Source organism: Microbacterium sp. 8M, assembly GCF_902506375.1.
In the GTDB taxonomy this organism is placed as follows: domain Bacteria; phylum Actinomycetota; class Actinomycetes; order Actinomycetales; family Microbacteriaceae; genus Microbacterium.
The window spans coordinates 1,221,767-1,236,747 of sequence record NZ_LR733284.1; the positions used below are offsets into that span (position 1 = coordinate 1,221,767).

General features: G+C 71.0%; 17 protein-coding genes and 1 tRNA gene. 9 read left to right on the top strand and 9 right to left on the bottom strand.

What is annotated here, in order from left to right:
- Positions 1-138 precede the first annotated feature (138 nt).
- On the top strand, positions 139-777 hold the full coding sequence (locus tag AERO9AM_RS05780; RefSeq protein WP_159575287.1) for an NAD(P)-dependent oxidoreductase: 639 nt from the start codon (positions 139-141) through the stop codon (positions 775-777).
- A 187-nt stretch (positions 778-964) separates the two neighbouring features.
- Here the strand turns inward: AERO9AM_RS05780 and AERO9AM_RS05785 are convergent, their stop codons facing one another.
- On the bottom strand, positions 965-2,269 hold the full coding sequence (locus AERO9AM_RS05785) for a DUF4032 domain-containing protein (protein ID WP_159575288.1): 1,305 nt from the start codon (positions 2,267-2,269) through the stop codon (positions 965-967).
- A 96-nt stretch (positions 2,270-2,365) separates the two neighbouring features.
- A complete protein-coding gene (locus tag AERO9AM_RS05790; protein ID WP_159575289.1) occupies positions 2,366-3,469 on the bottom strand; it encodes an ABC transporter ATP-binding protein in 1,104 nt (367 codons plus the stop codon).
- A 300-nt stretch (positions 3,470-3,769) separates the two neighbouring features.
- Between AERO9AM_RS05790 and AERO9AM_RS05795 the strand changes: the two genes are divergently transcribed.
- Positions 3,770-4,735, top strand: a complete 966-nt coding sequence (locus AERO9AM_RS05795; protein ID WP_159575290.1) for a DsbA family protein — start codon at positions 3,770-3,772, stop codon at positions 4,733-4,735.
- Positions 4,736-4,819: 84 nt separating this feature from the next.
- Positions 4,820-4,892, top strand: a tRNA-Thr gene (locus tag AERO9AM_RS05800).
- Positions 4,893-4,922: 30 nt separating this feature from the next.
- On the opposite strand, the gene AERO9AM_RS05805 is transcribed toward AERO9AM_RS05800, so the two are convergent.
- Complete coding sequence (locus AERO9AM_RS05805; protein ID WP_159575291.1) at positions 4,923-5,555, bottom strand: SOS response-associated peptidase family protein; 633 nt, start codon at positions 5,553-5,555, stop codon at positions 4,923-4,925.
- A 126-nt stretch (positions 5,556-5,681) separates the two neighbouring features.
- Between AERO9AM_RS05805 and AERO9AM_RS05810 the strand changes: the two genes are divergently transcribed.
- Positions 5,682-6,614: a DMT family transporter gene (locus AERO9AM_RS05810; protein ID WP_159577393.1), complete on the top strand. Its 933-nt coding sequence runs from the start codon at positions 5,682-5,684 to the stop codon at positions 6,612-6,614.
- Between the two features lie 146 nt (positions 6,615-6,760).
- Here AERO9AM_RS05810 and AERO9AM_RS05815 read toward each other — a convergent pair whose 3' ends face one another.
- Both AERO9AM_RS05815 and msrB read right to left on the bottom strand, forming a co-directional pair.
- Positions 6,761-7,294 carry a nitroreductase family protein gene (locus tag AERO9AM_RS05815; protein WP_159575292.1) on the bottom strand — a complete coding sequence of 178 codons (534 nt, stop codon included), beginning with the start codon at positions 7,292-7,294 and terminating at the stop codon, positions 6,761-6,763.
- Positions 7,291-7,707, bottom strand: a complete 417-nt coding sequence (msrB, locus tag AERO9AM_RS05820; protein ID WP_159575293.1) for a peptide-methionine (R)-S-oxide reductase MsrB — start codon at positions 7,705-7,707, stop codon at positions 7,291-7,293. The genes AERO9AM_RS05815 and msrB overlap by 4 nt, the downstream gene beginning before the upstream one ends.
- 107 nt (positions 7,708-7,814) lie before the next feature.
- On the opposite strand from msrB, the gene AERO9AM_RS05825 reads away from it, so the two are divergent.
- The 3 genes from AERO9AM_RS05825 (at position 7,815) to groL (ending at position 10,484) form a co-directional block, all read left to right on the top strand.
- Positions 7,815-8,072: a DUF3263 domain-containing protein gene (locus AERO9AM_RS05825; RefSeq protein WP_159575294.1), complete on the top strand. Its 258-nt coding sequence runs from the start codon at positions 7,815-7,817 to the stop codon at positions 8,070-8,072.
- A 69-nt stretch (positions 8,073-8,141) separates the two neighbouring features.
- Entirely contained in the window at positions 8,142-8,747 is a 606-nt protein-coding gene (locus AERO9AM_RS05830; protein ID WP_159575295.1) for a LytR C-terminal domain-containing protein, read from the top strand.
- 117 nt (positions 8,748-8,864) lie between these two features.
- Positions 8,865-10,484: a chaperonin GroEL gene (groL, locus tag AERO9AM_RS05835; protein ID WP_159575296.1), complete on the top strand. Its 1,620-nt coding sequence runs from the start codon at positions 8,865-8,867 to the stop codon at positions 10,482-10,484.
- A gap of 143 nt (positions 10,485-10,627) precedes the next feature.
- On the opposite strand, the gene AERO9AM_RS05840 is transcribed toward groL, so the two are convergent.
- The 3 genes from AERO9AM_RS05840 to AERO9AM_RS05850 form a co-directional block, all read right to left on the bottom strand.
- On the bottom strand, positions 10,628-10,915 hold the full coding sequence (locus AERO9AM_RS05840; protein WP_159575297.1) for a WXG100 family type VII secretion target: 288 nt from the start codon (positions 10,913-10,915) through the stop codon (positions 10,628-10,630).
- 146 nt (positions 10,916-11,061) lie between these two features.
- Positions 11,062-12,771, bottom strand: a complete 1,710-nt coding sequence (locus AERO9AM_RS05845; RefSeq protein ID WP_159575298.1) for a sensor histidine kinase — start codon at positions 12,769-12,771, stop codon at positions 11,062-11,064.
- A gap of 3 nt (positions 12,772-12,774) precedes the next feature.
- Entirely contained in the window at positions 12,775-13,467 is a 693-nt protein-coding gene (locus AERO9AM_RS05850) for a response regulator transcription factor (protein WP_159575299.1), read from the bottom strand.
- A gap of 87 nt (positions 13,468-13,554) precedes the next feature.
- Here AERO9AM_RS05850 and AERO9AM_RS05855 point away from each other — a divergent pair, with 87 nt between their 5' ends.
- Both AERO9AM_RS05855 and AERO9AM_RS17565 read left to right on the top strand, forming a co-directional pair.
- A complete protein-coding gene (locus tag AERO9AM_RS05855; RefSeq protein ID WP_159575300.1) occupies positions 13,555-14,148 on the top strand; it encodes an NADPH-dependent FMN reductase in 594 nt (197 codons plus the stop codon).
- 79 nt (positions 14,149-14,227) lie between these two features.
- Positions 14,228-14,362, top strand: coding sequence for a hypothetical protein (locus AERO9AM_RS17565; RefSeq protein ID WP_268892338.1), 135 nt, complete (start codon positions 14,228-14,230; stop codon positions 14,360-14,362).
- Positions 14,363-14,401: 39 nt separating this feature from the next.
- On the opposite strand, the gene AERO9AM_RS05860 is transcribed toward AERO9AM_RS17565, so the two are convergent.
- Positions 14,402-14,977, bottom strand: a complete 576-nt coding sequence (locus AERO9AM_RS05860; protein ID WP_159575301.1) for a TetR/AcrR family transcriptional regulator — start codon at positions 14,975-14,977, stop codon at positions 14,402-14,404.
- Positions 14,978-14,981: the final 4 nt, after the last annotated feature.

Below are 14,981 nucleotides of genomic sequence, written 5' to 3' on the forward strand. Positions count from 1 at the left end.
GGGCGACGTGCGCATGACGCCGCGCGCATGGCATTGACCAGGAGCGCACATCCGTGCAATCCCGGGGAACGACGGAATAGGCCGGTATCGCGGATGCTTGCACCTTCCGTATCCTGTGCAGAAATGGAAGGAAAGCGCATGGCCCGGATCATCGTCATCGGAGGCACCGGCTACGCCGGCGGCCACATCGCCGCGGAGGCTGCATCGCGCGGACACGAGGTCGTCTCGGTGTCCCGCAAGGAGCCGTCGGAGCGCATCGAGGGCGTCGAGTACGTCCAGGGCGATGTGCTGGATCCCGCCTCCCTGGCGGACACGCTCGCGGGCGCGGACGTCGTGGTGTCCGCCATCTCTCCGCGTGGCGACATGACCGACAAGGGCCTCGACGCGGTGCGCGCGCTCGTGCAGGCCCTGACCGGCACGTCCACCCGCCTGGGCGTCGTGGGCGGTGCCATGGGCAGCCTCAGCGCCCCCGGCGGACCGCGGCTGTGGGACCTCGGCGTGCCCGAGGAGTACCGCCACGAGGCGAAGTTCGGCATCGACTCCCTCGAGATCCTCCAGAACTCCGAGGGTCTCGACTGGTTCTACGTGCACCCGCCGAAGGAGTTCGGCGCCTGGGTCCCCGGTGAGCGCACCGGCTCCTACCGCGACGGCGGCGAGGTCTTCGTCGAGGACGCGGACGGCAAGTCCTACATCTCCGGCGCCGACTACGCGGTCGCGTTCGTCGACGAGATCGAGAACCCCCGGCACCGCGGAGAGCGGTTCGCGGTCGGCTACTGACGCCCGCGCCCCGCGCCCACGGCCCGCACCGCACGGTCCGCGGCCCACGGTCCGCACCCCACGGCCCACGAACGCCGAGCCACCCCCTTGCGCGCGAACCACCCCTTTCGGGGCGGCGCGCAAGGGGGTGGCTCGCGTTGAAGGGGGTGGCTCGGCGGGCGGACCGTCAGCTCGGCGGGCGGAACCGTCAGACCAGATCGCGCCAGTCGACGTCGGCTTCCTCGTCGTCGACCGGGACGGATCCGGTGATCACCGGCAGCGACATCGTCTCGGTCGGCGGGCCCATGATCGTGGCCTCGTCGCGGCGGTGCCGCAGCACGTCGTTGATGTACGAGGTGAGCACCTCCGCCAGCGGCACCGAGCGACCGCGGGCCTGCGACATGTACCAGCGGTGCTCCAGCACCTGGTGGAACACCTCGGCCGGCTCGAGCTTCGCCCGCAGGTCGTAGGGGATGGCGCGCACGACGGGCTCGAACACCCGGGTGAGCCACTCGTGCGCGTACATCTCCTCGTCCGCCCAGTGCTTGGTGGAGCGGGCCCGGAACTCGTCGAGATCGTTCAGCAGCCGCCGGGCCTGGTTCTCCTCGACGTCGAGCCCGGTGAGCCGGATGAGCCGGCGCTGGTGGTGCCCGGCGTCGACGACCTTGGGCTCGATCTCCACCCGGGTGCCGTCGGCCGTGGTCTGGATGGACATCTCCCCGATGTCGAAGCCGAGTGCGTTGAGACGCTCCACGCGCTCGGTGATCCGCCACGCCTCGCCCGCGGCGAACGACTCGTGCTCGGTGAGCGCAGCCCACAGCGAGCGGTACGACGACACGATCCCGTCGGCGATCGCCACGGCGTCCACGCCCCGCTCCAGCCGTCCGCCGGCGGCGAGGTCGAGGATCTCCCCGGCGATGTTCGTGCGCGCCAGATCCAGGTCGTAGGCGCGCTGCCCGTCGGTCAGGCCCTCCTCGTGCAGCTCTCCGGTCTCGGCGTCGACGAGATAGGCGGCGAAGGCGCCCGCGTCGCGGCGGAACAGCGCGTTCGACAGCGAGACGTCGCCCCAGTAGAAGCCGACGTTGTGCAGGCGCACGAGCAGCAGCGCGAGCGCGTCGACGAGGCGGGTGGCGGTGTCCGGACGGAGCACCCGCGTGAACAGGGCGCGGTACGGCATGGAGAACTTCAGGTGCGAGGTCACCAGCACCGCGGGCAGCGCCGCGCCCTTGGCGTCCGTGCGGCCGGCGATCACGGCCACGCGCGAGACGCACGGCACGTCCAGGCGCGCCAGGTTCCCGAGCATCTCGTACTCGCGGCGGGCCATCTCCTCCGTGGTCTCCTTCACGGCGACGACGGATCCGCTCAGATCCGCGAAGCGCACCAGGTGCCGGGAGAGACCCTTCGGCAGCGAGACGATCACCTCAGAGGGCCACTTCGACAGCGGCAGGGACCACGGCAGCGAGAGCAGTCCAGGGTCCACCGCGCTCGCGGTGATGCTCAGCGCATCCTTCATGCCTGCTCCTCGGTCTCGTGCCCCGGGCGGAACGCGCCCGGAAACGACGACGCGGCGCGAGGGGAGCCCCCCGCGCCGCGTCGCGCGATCAGTTGATCAGGAAGCCGCGATCGGCTTCGTGTTCAGGCGCTCGCCCGACTCGAGGTCGAAGGCGTGCAGGTGGCCGGGGTTCGCGGCCAGCGTGACCGTCTCACCGGCGTTCGGGTGGTTGCGGCCGTCGACGCGGGCGACGAGGTCGGCGCGCTTGCCGGCGATGTCGGTGTGGCCGTAGAGGTAGCCGTCCGCGCCGAGCTCCTCGACCAGGTCCACGACCACCGAGATGCCCTTGCCGTCGGCGGGGCCGACCGTGATGTCCTCGGGGCGCACACCCACCGTGATCTGGTTGCCCGACGCCCGGCCGAGGGTCTCGCGGTCGAGCGGGACGACCTCGGTGCCGAACCGCACGCCGCCGTCGGCGAGGTCGGAGGCGAACAGGTTCATGGCGGGGGAGCCGATGAAGCCGGCGACGAAGACGTTCTGCGGGTTCTCGTACAGGTCGCGCGGCGAGCCGACCTGCTGCAGGAGGCCGTCCTTGAGCACCGCGATGCGGTCGCCCATGGTGAGCGCCTCGGTCTGGTCGTGGGTCACGTACACCGTGGTGACGCCGAGACGGCGCTGCAGCGACGCGATCTGCGTACGGGTCTGCACGCGCAGCTTCGCGTCGAGGTTCGACAGCGGCTCGTCCATGAGGAACACCTGCGGCTGGCGCACGATCGCGCGACCCATGGCGACGCGCTGACGCTGACCGCCGGACAGGGCCTTCGGCTTGCGGGTGAGGTACTGCTCGAGGTCGAGGAGCTTCGCGGCCTCGAGCACGCGCGCGGCGCGCTCCTCCTTGCCGACGCCGGCGATCTTGAGCGCGAAGCCCATGTTCTCGGCGACCGTCATGTGCGGGTACAGCGCGTAGTTCTGGAACACCATCGCGATGTCGCGGTCCTTCGGCGGGACGTCGGTCACGTCGCGGTCGCCGATGAGGATGCGGCCCGCGTTGACCTCTTCGAGGCCGGCGAGCATGCGCAGGGAGGTGGACTTTCCGCAGCCGGAGGGGCCGACGAGAACAAGGAACTCGCCGTCGGCGATCTCGATGTTCAGCTTGTCGACCGCGGGGCGGGTGCCGCCGGGGTAGAGCCGGGTGGCCTCGTCGAAGGTCACAGTTGCCATTGTCTTCTCCTTCACCGGCAGGTACGTGCCGGACGATCCGTAGTGAAAAAGCGACGAGGGTGAACCCGCCGTGGCCCGCCGTCGGGCCGGGTTCAGTATGACATGAGCCTCCTGGCAGGTCCATCCCCGGTGTCGCGATGCGTCATCACCCCCCCCGACCCGCCGCCCGATCTCGCAGGGAGCGGCCAGTGCCCGTCTGGGCATTTCTCAGCCTGCCTGGCTAGCATCGGAGCCGTGCCGTGCCGCGCCCGTTGGCGGCCGGACGCCGGGATGCCCCATCCCCAGGAATCAAGAGGAACGATGTCGAGCGACGAAACGCCGAACGTCCCCACGACCTCGCACTCGCGTGCGGCCGTGCGGGAGAAGGCACAGCAGCTGAACGCCCAGCAGTCCCGCGCCCGGTTGATCCGGCGTGTGATCATCGCGGCCGTCGCGGTCGCCGTGGTCGTGGCTGCCGGCGGCGCCGTGGCGTGGGCGGTCGTGTCGGCCGCGTCGAAGCCGACGCTCAGCCCGTCGAATCTGAACGACGACGGCGTCGTGGTGACCAAGGAGGAGCTCGCGTCCGTGCGCGCCGCGTCGACGCCGACGCCGAGCCCGTCGGCCGGTGCCGCGACCGGGACGCCCACTCCCACACCCACCCCGACGCCGGATCCGACGTCCGCCTCGGGTCCCGTGGACATCCACGTCTACGTCGACTACCTGTCCCCGGGCGCCGGCGACTTCGAGCGCGCCAACGCCAAGCAGCTGGCCACGTGGGTCGATCAGGATGCCGCCACCGTCACGTACCACCCCGTCGCGCTGCTCACCGCCAACTCGAACGGCACCAAGTACTCGCTGCGCGCGGCGTCCGCGGCCGCCTGCGTGGCCGCGCGGCAGCCCGCCGCCTTCTACGCGTTCAACCACGCCCTGTTGATCGATCAGCCCAAGCAGGACACCGACGGCAAGAGCGACAAGGACCTCATCCAGCTCGCCGTCGACAGCGGCGTCAAGGACGGCGACGGCATGCGCGGGTGCGTCGAGGACGGCACGTACGGCTCCTGGGTCAAGGACGCGACGCAGCGCGCCGTCGATGGTCCGCTGCCGGGGTCGAAGAAGAGCGCTCTGAGCGGCGCACCGACGATCGTCGTGAACGGGCAGGTGTACGCCGGATCCCTGACCGACGCGGCGGAGTTCAGCCAGTTCGTGCTGTCCGTGGCGAGTGACTCCTACTACGGGACGCCGGGCCCGACCGTCACCCCGACGCCCAGCCCCACCGCCACGCCCTGAGAGCGCTGACCGACGGCGGCGCCCCCGCCACGTCGGGCTTGCTACGCTGTGGTGCGGTCGGCCGTGCAACGACGGCCGCAGCACGCCTCCTTAGCTCATCTGGTAGAGCAGCGGCCTTGTAAACCGCAGGTGGCCGGTTCGAGTCCGGCAGGAGGCTCCGATATCGCCTATCGCCTCGACGACCCGCTCAGGGTGCGGCCGTCAACGTCGCGGACTGCACGCGCTCCGTCGCATCCGCCGAGGCGAGCAGCGCATCGTCCATGAGCTGGCGGCTGGGCTCGCCCTCCAGCCAGTCGTTCGCGAACGAGGCGGGGATCAGCACCGGCATCCGGTCGTGGATCCCGGCCAGCCGCTCCGGCGCAGGCTGCATCACGATCGAGTAGCAGGTGAACCAGGATCCGTCCTCGGCGCGGCCTCGCTGCGTCACGGCGGCCATGCCGAACAGGGCGCCGTCGAGGCCGAACTCATGCCAGACCCTCGAGGGCTTCTGCATCTCGAACCACCGCGTGGCCGGCACGATCGCCCGGCCGCGCAGGCTCCCCGGGCGCTCCTGCAGACGCTCGGACCGGGTGTTGATCGACGGGAACCGGGAAGGCCTGCCATCGACGAGGAAGCCCCACCACGCCTCCTCGAGCGCGGGCCCGGAGGCTGCAGGCATGAGGATCGGATTGAGGTTGCGCAGCAGCCGGCCGGTCGGGCGCACGGTCTCGTCGGCGTTGCGCCGGGCCCAGGCGCGGATGCCCTCCAGGAGTTCGTCGTCGGCCTCCTCGATCAGCTGCTGATCGCTGAAACGGGGATCCAGGCCATAGCTCGCGCACATGAGGGGAGCGTACCTCCGGCGTCGGACATCGGCGCCGCCGGGGAGCGGATCCGCCGCTGCGATCGCCGCGGGTAGGCTCGGACGGTGACCGCGCATCCTCCGAGACCTGCTCGCGGGCGCACCGTGCTGGCGCTCGGCGGAGCGATCGCGATCGGCGCGATGACCGCGATGCAGGCGCGCGTGAACGGTCAGCTCGGGGTGCGGCTCGACAACGGCGTCCTCGCCGGCTGGGTGTCCTTCGCGGTCGGGCTGGCGCTGCTGAGCGTGCCCGTGCTGCTCCGCCGGACCGGCCGTGCCGCGCTCGGTCGCGTGTGGCATGGGGTGCGCACCGGGCGGGTGCCATGGTGGATGCTGCTCGGCGGGGCGTGCGGCGCGCTGACGGTGTCGACGCAGGGGCTGGTCGCGGGCATCCTCGGCGTGGCGCTGTTCACGGTCGGCGTCGTGGCGGGCCAGACGCTGCACGGCCTGCTGCTGGACCGGGTCGGCTTCGGCCCGGCCGGCGTCGTCGCCATCACCCCGGGGCGCCTGGTCGGCGGGCTGTGCGCACTCGTCGCGGTCGGGTTCTCGCTGGGCGGCGATGTGCTCTCCCGCGCCCCGCTGTGGATGCTCGTGCTGCCGTTCCTGACCGGGGCGGGCATCGCCTTCCAGTCCGCGGTGAACGGGCGGCTCGGCCAGCGCATCGCGTCGCCGCTCGGCGCCACGTACATCAGCTTCCTCGGCGGGGTCCTCGTGCTGTCGGCGTCGGTGGCGGTGAGCCTGCTGGTCAAGGGGGCGCCCGCGCCGCTGCCCACGGCGTTCCCCGGCGACCTGTGGCTGTATCTGGGCGGCCTGCTCGGCGCCGCGTACATCCTGCTCGGCGTCGTGATCGTAGCGCGCACCGGCGTGCTGCTGATGGGCCTCGGAGCGGTGCTCGGGCAGCTCGTCGTGTCCGTGCTGATCGACGTGGTCTGGCCGCCCGCGGCAGGGCCCGCGCTCTGGCAGGTCGTGGGGATGGTGCTCGCCGCGGGGCTGTCGGTGCTCGTGGCGCTGCCCTGGCGGATCCGCGGCAGGGCCCGATAGCCGCACTCGTCGTGCGCGAGCGCGAGAGAGCAGGCGAACACGCGGAATCAGGCGTCAGGGCGCCGGATCCGCCTGTTCCGGCGCGTTCGCCTGTTCTCGCGGCGCGGATCCGAAGCGCGCGGATCGGGCCGGCGAGAGGCGTGGCGTCACCGCGGCAAGCGGGTCAGCAGCGGCTCCGGATCCACCGTGCGGCGGGAGCCGGGGGAGCGGTCGGGCTTGCCGCCGACGTACAGCCAGCCCAGCAGCGCCTCGTCCTCGCCGAGGCCGTGCAGCGCGGCGACCTCGGGACTTCGCGTGTAGTCGCCGGTGCGCCAGATGACGCCCCACCCGGCTTCGTCGAGCAGCAGGCTGAGCATGTGGGCGACGCCCGAGGCGACCGCTTCCTGCTCCCACCGCGGCACCTTGTGGCTCGGCTTGAAGCTCGCGACGACGGCGATCAGCAGCGAGGCGCGCAGCGGCTTGGTCGACGGCTCCCGATCCCCGCGCACGGCCGAGATCGCCTCGCCGAGGCGGATCCGGTCGTCGCCGCGCAGTTCGATCAGCCGCCACGGCTGCAGCGACGAGTGGTCCGCCACCCGACCCGCGGCGGCGACGAGGGGCAGCAGCTCCTCGCGCGTCGGAGCATCCGGGGTGACCTTGGACCAGGACTGTCGGCGTCGGACGGCGTCGAGGGCGCTCATGCCTCGGCGGCGCCCTCGTCGGGCTGGAAGGACAGCGCGATCGAGTTCATGCAGTAGCGGTCGCCGGTGGGGGTGCCGAAGCCGTCGGGGAACACGTGGCCCAGGTGCGAGCCGCAGGTGGCGCAGCGGACCTCGGTGCGCACCATGCCCAGGCTGGTGTCCTCGATGAGCTCCACGGCCTCGGGGCGCACCGACTCGTAGAAGCTCGGCCAGCCGCAGCCGGAGTCGAACTTGGTGCCGCTGCGGAACAGCTCCGCGCCGCAGGCGCCGCAGGTGTAGAGCCCGGCGCGGTGCTCGTCGAGCAGCTCACCCGTCCACGGCCGCTCGGTCGCGGCCTCGCGCAGCACGGCGTACTGCTGCGGGTCGAGCTCGGCGCGCCATTCGGCGTCGGTCTTGGTCACGCGGTGCGACATGGATCCTCCCGGGGTCGGATCCATTCTCCCGCTTCCGGCGGCGGCGAGGGTCGTGGACCGGGGCGTGGCTGCCTCGTCTCAGCCTCTGCCGGACGTAGCCTGAACGGGTGACCGACCTCCTCAGCGACCGTGAGCGCGTGATCCTGGAGTTCGAGGCGCGCCGTCCCGGGCACTCGAGCGCCAAGGAGGAGGCGATCCGCGGTGAGCTGCAGCTGACGCCCGCGCGGTACTACCAGCTGCTCGACCGGGTCATCGACTCGGAGCAGGCGCTCGCGGCGGATCCGATGCTGGTGCGCCGTCTGCGCCGCATACGCGACGGCGCCGCCGCCCGCCGGGCGGACCGCACCGCCCTCTCCGCCGGCTGAGACGCCACCGGCGGCGAGTCGGTCGGCCGTTCAGGAAATCCGACGGAGCGCGCCGGATAACATCATGGGATGCCAGAACCCGCCCGCGACCGTTTCGACGTGATCCCTCACGCGCAGGGGCGCGTCGGCGCCCATCGTGCCGAGAACCCCGGGATGCGCGGCTGGTTCGTGGTGCTGTGGGCGGCCGTCGCGACCGCCGTTCTGATCGCGGGGGGCATCTTCGCCGCCATGCTGGCCATGGGCAAGATCGGCTTCGATCAGGGCGCGCCCGTCCCGGTGCCGACGCACACCGCGACCTCCGCGCCGCCCGCGCTGGACACCGCCTATGCGGTGTTCGTGCTCAACGCGACAGGTGTGGACGGCCTGGCCGCGGTCACGCGCGACACCATCGTCAACGCAGGCTTCCCGGGCGGCGCCGTGGCGACGGGCGATGCCGCGGCGGAGGACTTCCCGACCAGCACCGTCTACTACCAGACCGAGGCGGACAAGTCCGCGGCCCAGGCTCTGGCCAACCTCATCGGTGCGACGAAGATCGCGCTGAGCGACCGGTATGGGGACGACGTCGTGGCGGGCCAGAAGCAGCTCACCGTGGTGCTCGGCATGGATCTCGCGAAGAACGCCCCGTCCACCGAACCGACCCCGGCCGACACCTCCGGGGACGGCGCGACGGGCTGATGACGGCCGCGCCGTCGCGGCTTGCACTCTCCCGGGTCGAGTGCCAGACTGGGTTTAGCACTCGACTGATCTGAGTGCTAAACCCAACGTCTACGTCCAGGAGGGACGACAGAACTCATGGCAAAGATCATCGCTTTCGATGAGGAGGCCCGTCGCGGCCTCGAGCGCGGCCTGAACATCCTGGCCGACGCGGTCAAGGTGACCCTCGGCCCGCGCGGCCGCAATGTCGTGCTCGAGAAGAAGTGGGGCGCGCCCACGATCACGAACGACGGTGTCTCCATCGCCAAGGAGATCGAGCTCGACGACCCGTACGAGAAGATCGGCGCGGAGCTCGTCAAGGAGGTCGCGAAGAAGACCGACGACGTCGCCGGAGACGGCACCACGACCGCCACCGTCCTCGCCCAGGCGCTCGTCCGCGAGGGCCTGCGCAACGTGGCCGCCGGTGCCGACCCGATCAGCCTGAAGAAGGGCATCGAGAAGGCCGTCGCCGCCATCACCGCCGAGCTCCTCGCCAACGCGAAGGAGATCGAGTCGAAGGAGGAGATCGCTGCGACCGCGTCGATCTCCGCCGCTGACCCGGCCATCGGCGAGCTCATCGCCGAGGCGATCGACAAGGTCGGCAAGGAGGGCGTCGTCACCGTCGAGGAGTCGCAGACCTTCGGCACCGAGCTCGAGCTCACCGAGGGCATGCGCTTCGACAAGGGCTACCTGAACCCCTACTTCGTCACGGACCCGGAGCGCCAGGAGGCCGTCTTCGAGGACCCGTACATCCTCATCGCCAACCAGAAGATCTCGAACATCAAGGATCTTCTGCCCGTCGTCGACAAGGTGATCCAGGACGGCAAGGAGCTCGTCATCATCGCCGAGGACGTCGAGGGCGAGGCTCTCGCGACGCTCGTGCTGAACAAGCTCAAGGGCATCTTCAAGTCCGTCGCCGTCAAGGCTCCGGGCTTCGGCGACCGCCGCAAGGCTCAGCTGCAGGACATCGCGATCCTCACCGGTGGCACCGTGATCACCGAGGAGGTCGGCCTCAAGCTCGAGAACACCACGCTCGCCGAGCTCGGCCGTGCCCGCAAGGTCATCGTCACCAAGGACGAGACCACGATCGTCGAGGGCGCCGGCGACGCGGCCCAGATCGAGGGCCGTGTCACCCAGATCCGTCGCGAGATCGAGAACACCGACAGCGACTACGACCGCGAGAAGCTGCAGGAGCGCCTCGCCAAGCTCGCCGGCGGCGTCGCCGTCATCAAGGCGGGTGCGGCCACCGAGGTCGAGCTCAAGGAGCGCAAGCACCGCATCGAGGACGCCGTGCGCAACGCGAAGGCGGCCGTCGAGGAGGGCATCGTCCCCGGTGGTGGCGTCGCGCTGATCCAGTCGGGCGCCAAGGCGCTCGCGGGCCTGACGCTCGAGGGCGACGAGGCGACCGGTGCGAACATCGTCCGCGTCGCGATCGAAGCGCCGCTGAAGCAGATCGCCGTCAACGCAGGCCTCGAGGCCGGCGTCGTGGCGCACAAGGTCTCCGAGCTCCCCGCGGGCCAGGGCCTGAACGCCGCCACGGGCGAGTACGGCGACATGTTCGCCCAGGGCATCATCGACCCGGCCAAGGTCACCCGCTCGGCGCTGCAGAACGCCGCGTCGATCGCCGGCCTGTTCCTCACCACCGAGGCGGTCGTGGCCGACAAGCCGGAGAAGGCGGCGGCGATGCCGGCCGACCCGTCCGGCGGCATGGACTTCTGAGTCCAGAACCCCCTTCGAGAAGACCCCCGGGATCCGTCCCGGGGGTCTTCTCCGTCTCTGCCGGAGCCGGGGCGGGAGCGCTGGGCGGGAGCGCTCGGCGGAGGCCGCGCGGCTCAGCGGACTCGGCCTCAGCGGACTCGGGCTCAGTGGAAGAGCGCCGTGGAGTCGCTCTCGGCCTGGGCGTAGAACCGCTCCGCGGAGCCGAGTGCCTGGCCGATCGCCGCGAGGGCCTGCTCGACGTGCGCTTGCGCGCCGCGCCACTGCTCCGCGGCGTCCTGGCAGGCGGCCGAGGCGATGCCGGTCCAGGACGACTGCAGCTGGGTGAGCTGCGCCATCATCGCGGCGGTGTCGCTCTGCAGCCGTTCAGCGGTGGCGCTCACGGAGAGCCTCGTGGTGGCGACGGCATCGGTGTCGACGGTGAAGACGGACATGGGGACCCTTTCGTCGGTGGATGCGTCCGACGCTAGGCATCCGCGCCGGCCGGCGGCGGGCCTGTCGTGCATCCCGTGCGGAACCCGCGGTGTCCGTCAGCTGTGCGGAACGGTCCTCGAGGAACCCGCAGGCGGGGCCGCCGACGTCAGTGCGGCAGGTCGAGCGGCTCGATGGGCTGCGTGTCCTGCAGCAGGTGCTCGGGGGTCGCCCGCGACGGGGCGAGCGGCAGGGAGACGGTGAACGTCGCGCCGCCGCCCGGGGTCTCCGTGACCTGCACCGAGCCGTTCAGTGCCTGCACGATCGAGGCGACGATGGCGAGGCCCAGGCCCGCTCCGCCGGTGTCGCGCGTACGCGACGTGTCGGCGCGCCAGAAGCGCTGGAAGATCTGGTCGCGGATCTGCTCCGGCACGCCCTCTCCGTGGTCCACGATCGAGAACCAGCCCACGCCTCGCCGCCGGTCGGCCCCCACGACGACCTCGATGGGGGAGTCCCCCGGCGAGAAGCGTCGCGCGTTGCCGAGCAGGTTGGCGATGACCTGGCGCACCTTGTTCTCCTCCCCGAGCACGATCGGCGGGGTGGATACGGGGGCGACGACGGCCTCGGAGAAGTCGATCTCCGGCACCGGGCTGCCCTCGCGCGGCCGGCGGCGCAGGATGGCCGGGATGCGGCCGCGGGCGCTCCCGGCCCGGGCCGCCGGGGCGGGTCGTGTGACGGTGGCGACCGAGGTCTCGAGCTTCTCCGGAGCCGGCGCCTCGGCGGTCATGTCGACGACCGTGACGGTGCGCTCGGGGGCGGCGGCGCGCAGGTCGAGCGCGGCGTCCTGCGCGAGCGGACGCAGGTCGAGCGGCTCGATCGTGAGCGGGCGCTGCTCGTCGAGACGGGCGAGGGCGAGCAGATCCTCGACGAGCACGCCCATCCGCAGCGCCTCCTTCTCGATCCGGTCCATCGCCCGGGCGGTGTCCTCGTCGCCCTTGATCGCGCCCATCCGGTACAGCTCGGCGTAGCCGCGCACGCTGACGAGCGGGGTGCGCAGCTCGTGACTCGCATCACCGACGAAGCGGCGCATCTGCTGGACCGAACGGTCCCGCTGGGCGATCGACGCGTCCAGACGGTCGAGCATGGTGTTGATCGCGCCGTTCAGTCGGCCGACCTCGGTGGTCGGCTCGAGGTCGGTGAGGCGCTGGCTGAAGTCGCCGGCGGCGATCGCCATCGCGGTGGACTCCACTCGTCCGAGCCGGCGGAAGGTGAGCGTGACCAGCCCGCGGGTCGCGAGCGCCGCGATGATGATCGTGACCAGCGCGACGGTCGTGAACACGCCGAAGAACGTGGCGATGATGCGGTCCGGTTCGTCCAGCGACAGGGCGACGACCTGGATGAACGTGATGTTGGACTTCGGGTCCTCGCGGACGGCGACCGCGGCGCGGAACTCGGATCCGTCCGCCCCATGCAGCACGAGAGGGTCCGTGCGCTCCGCGTCGATGGTCGCGCTGGCCAGCGGATAGGACGTGGGGAAGACGGGCTTCGTGGCCTTGGGCGCGCCGCCGCCGGAGAGGATCAGCGCGCCCTGCGTGTCGTACACCGCGACGAAGTACTCGGACAGGCCGAGGCGCTCGTCCTTCAGCGCGGCACTGAATCCGCCGGTGTCCTTGTTCGGGGTGATCGTCGCGAGGTCGCTCGTGACCAGCGCGGGCAGCTGGGACTCGACGTTGTCGATGAGGAGGTTGCGCAGGATCGGCATCGTCCCGATGCCGGTGACCACCAGTCCCAGCGCGAGCACGCCGACGGTGACGCCGGTCACCTTCGCGCGAAGGCTGATCCGGCGCCACCACCGCGTGATCGCGTCGGGCTCACCCATCCGCTACGCGGTCTTCCCCACCTTGAGCATGTAGCCGAAGCCGCGCTTGGTCTGGATGACGGGCTCCTCGGTGTGCGGGTCGATCTTGCGGCGCAGGTAGGAGATGTAGCTCTCCACGATGCCGGCGTCGCCGTTGAAGTCGTACTCCCACACGTGGTCGAGGATCTGGGCCTTCGACAGCACGCGATTGGGGTTGAGCATGAGGTAGCGCAGCAGCTTGAACTCGGTGGGGCTGAGCTCGATCGGGGTGGATCCGACGAACACGTCATGCGTGTCCTGATCCATCGACAGCTCGCCGGCGCGGATCACCGACTCCTCGTCCGCCTGCATGGTGCGCCGCAGGATCGCCTGGGCGCGGGCGACGATCTCGTCCAGCGCGAACGGCTTGGTGACGTAGTCGTCGCCCCCGGCGTTGAGACCCTCGATCTTGTCCTCCGTGTCGTCCTTCGCGGTGAGGAACAGGATCGGCGCCGTGAAACCTGCCCCGCGCAGGCGCTTCGTCACGCTGAAGCCGTTCATGTCGGGCAGCATCACGTCGAGGATGATGAGGTCCGGCTCTTCCTCGAGGACGGCGGAGATGGTGGCCGCGCCGTTGGCCACGGTCTTCACCGAGAAGCCGGCGAAGCTCAGGCCCGTGGAGAGGACATCGCGGATGTTGGGTTCGTCGTCGACGACCAGGATGCGCGCTTCAGTCATGCCCCCATTATGGTGACCGGATCGGTGTTCGGGCTGATTGCGGGCTATTCCCTGGCGAAGCGGAGCCCCTGGGTGCAGAGTGAACGCATGAAGATCGACATCATCGAGCACGAGGGTCCGTACCAGGTGGGCGTCATCATCGGCAGCCTCTCGAAGGAGTCCATCAACCGTCGTCTCGCGAACGCGCTGACCGGTCTGGCGCCCGAGGGCTTCGAGTTCTTCGAGATCTCCTACGCCGACCTCCCGCTCTACAACCGCGACTTCGATGCCGACTATCCCCAGGTCGCGCTCGATTTCAAGGATGCGGTCGCGAGCGCGGACGCGCTCCTGTTCGTCACGCCCGAGTACAACCGCTCGCTGCCCGGCGCGCTGAAGAACGCGATCGACTGGGGCAGCAGGCCGTGGGGGCAGAACGTGTGGGCGCACAAGCCGGTCGGCGTGATCGGCGCCTCGTCGGGCGCGATCGGCACCGCCGTGGGCCAGCAGTCGCTGCGCAGCACGCTGAGCTTCCTGAACGCGCGGCAGATGTCCGCCCCGGAGGCGTACATCCAGTACACGCCGGGCCTCGTCGACGACGAGGGGCGGGTCACGAATCCCGGTACGGAGGACTTCCTGCGCCAGTTCATGACCGCCTTCGCGGAGTACACCGTCCGCGTGCTGACGGTCATCCCGCAGAGCTGAGCCGTCGAGAGGCCGTGAGCGAGGATCCGGATCCGTCGGAGCGGATCCTCTCGCCTGACCCCGCGATAGCATCCGGTCCATGGAGGACGAGGAGGGCGGCGACGCCGCCTGCTGGCTGTCGAAGGTGTGCCCGGAGTGCGGCGCGCTGCTCGACGACCCCGCCGCTCCGTGCTGGCGCTGCGGGCTGAAGCCGGGGGAGCAGCGGGAGGGCTGACCCTCGTCGGCCGGCTCGGCCCAGGACGCGTCGGCCGGCTCAGGATGCGTCGGCCGGCTCGGCTCGGGGCACGGTGAGCGCGGCGCGCACGACCAGTTCGATCGCGGGCCGGATCGGTGCGTCGGGCGCCACGGTGAGACGGTTCACGATGATGCCGGCGCTCATGGCGAGCAGCGCGCGGGCGGCGACGTCGGGCTCGGGCGCGCCGAGGAGCGCGAGCCGGTCGCGGGTCCAGCTCTCGAACTGGGACCGCTGGTCGCGCATCGACGGCTGGGCGTCCGGCGCGGCAGCGGTTTCGAGGAACAGCGCATACCGCGCGCGGGTGCGAGCTGCGTGCCGGCCGGTCACGTCCTCGAGCAGGCGCGTGAGCACGTCGATGAGTTCCTCGCCGTTCTCGACGGGGTTCATCGCCGCGGTGAGGTCGGCCCGCTCACGCTCGGCGATCCACACCAGGACGCCGGCGATGAGCGCATCCCGGGTGCGGAACCAGTTCGACGTGGATCCCTTCGGCAGTCCTGCGGCGGCGTCGACCCGGGCATGCGTGAGGGCGCGCACGCCCTGTTCGCCCACGAGCCGGACGGCCGCCTCGAGGGCGCGTTCGCGGGTTGTGGCCATGCGG

What these genes read in the sequence shown, in the direction of transcription:
- msrB (WP_159575293.1), bottom strand. Translation starts at nt 7,707, where the DNA reads ATGTCGCACCGCGTGACCAAGACCGACGCCGAATGGCGCGCCGAGCTC.
- groL (WP_159575296.1), top strand. Translation starts at nt 8,865, where the DNA reads ATGGCAAAGATCATCGCTTTCGATGAGGAGGCCCGTCGCGGCCTCGAG.
- AERO9AM_RS05805 (WP_159575291.1), bottom strand. Translation starts at nt 5,555, where the DNA reads ATGTGCGCGAGCTATGGCCTGGATCCCCGTTTCAGCGATCAGCAGCTG.
- AERO9AM_RS05855 (WP_159575300.1), top strand. Translation starts at nt 13,555, where the DNA reads ATGAAGATCGACATCATCGAGCACGAGGGTCCGTACCAGGTGGGCGTC.
- AERO9AM_RS05785 (WP_159575288.1), bottom strand. Translation starts at nt 2,269, where the DNA reads ATGAAGGATGCGCTGAGCATCACCGCGAGCGCGGTGGACCCTGGACTG.
- AERO9AM_RS05790 (WP_159575289.1), bottom strand. Translation starts at nt 3,469, where the DNA reads ATGGCAACTGTGACCTTCGACGAGGCCACCCGGCTCTACCCCGGCGGC.
- AERO9AM_RS05840 (WP_159575297.1), bottom strand. Translation starts at nt 10,915, where the DNA reads ATGTCCGTCTTCACCGTCGACACCGATGCCGTCGCCACCACGAGGCTC.
- AERO9AM_RS17565 (WP_268892338.1), top strand. Translation starts at nt 14,228, where the DNA reads ATGGAGGACGAGGAGGGCGGCGACGCCGCCTGCTGGCTGTCGAAGGTG.
- AERO9AM_RS05815 (WP_159575292.1), bottom strand. Translation starts at nt 7,294, where the DNA reads ATGAGCGCCCTCGACGCCGTCCGACGCCGACAGTCCTGGTCCAAGGTC.
- AERO9AM_RS05845 (WP_159575298.1), bottom strand. Translation starts at nt 12,771, where the DNA reads ATGGGTGAGCCCGACGCGATCACGCGGTGGTGGCGCCGGATCAGCCTT.
- AERO9AM_RS05780 (WP_159575287.1), top strand. Translation starts at nt 139, where the DNA reads ATGGCCCGGATCATCGTCATCGGAGGCACCGGCTACGCCGGCGGCCAC.
- AERO9AM_RS05860 (WP_159575301.1), bottom strand. Translation starts at nt 14,977, where the DNA reads ATGGCCACAACCCGCGAACGCGCCCTCGAGGCGGCCGTCCGGCTCGTG.
- AERO9AM_RS05795 (WP_159575290.1), top strand. Translation starts at nt 3,770, where the DNA reads ATGTCGAGCGACGAAACGCCGAACGTCCCCACGACCTCGCACTCGCGT.
- AERO9AM_RS05830 (WP_159575295.1), top strand. Translation starts at nt 8,142, where the DNA reads ATGCCAGAACCCGCCCGCGACCGTTTCGACGTGATCCCTCACGCGCAG.
- AERO9AM_RS05850 (WP_159575299.1), bottom strand. Translation starts at nt 13,467, where the DNA reads ATGACTGAAGCGCGCATCCTGGTCGTCGACGACGAACCCAACATCCGC.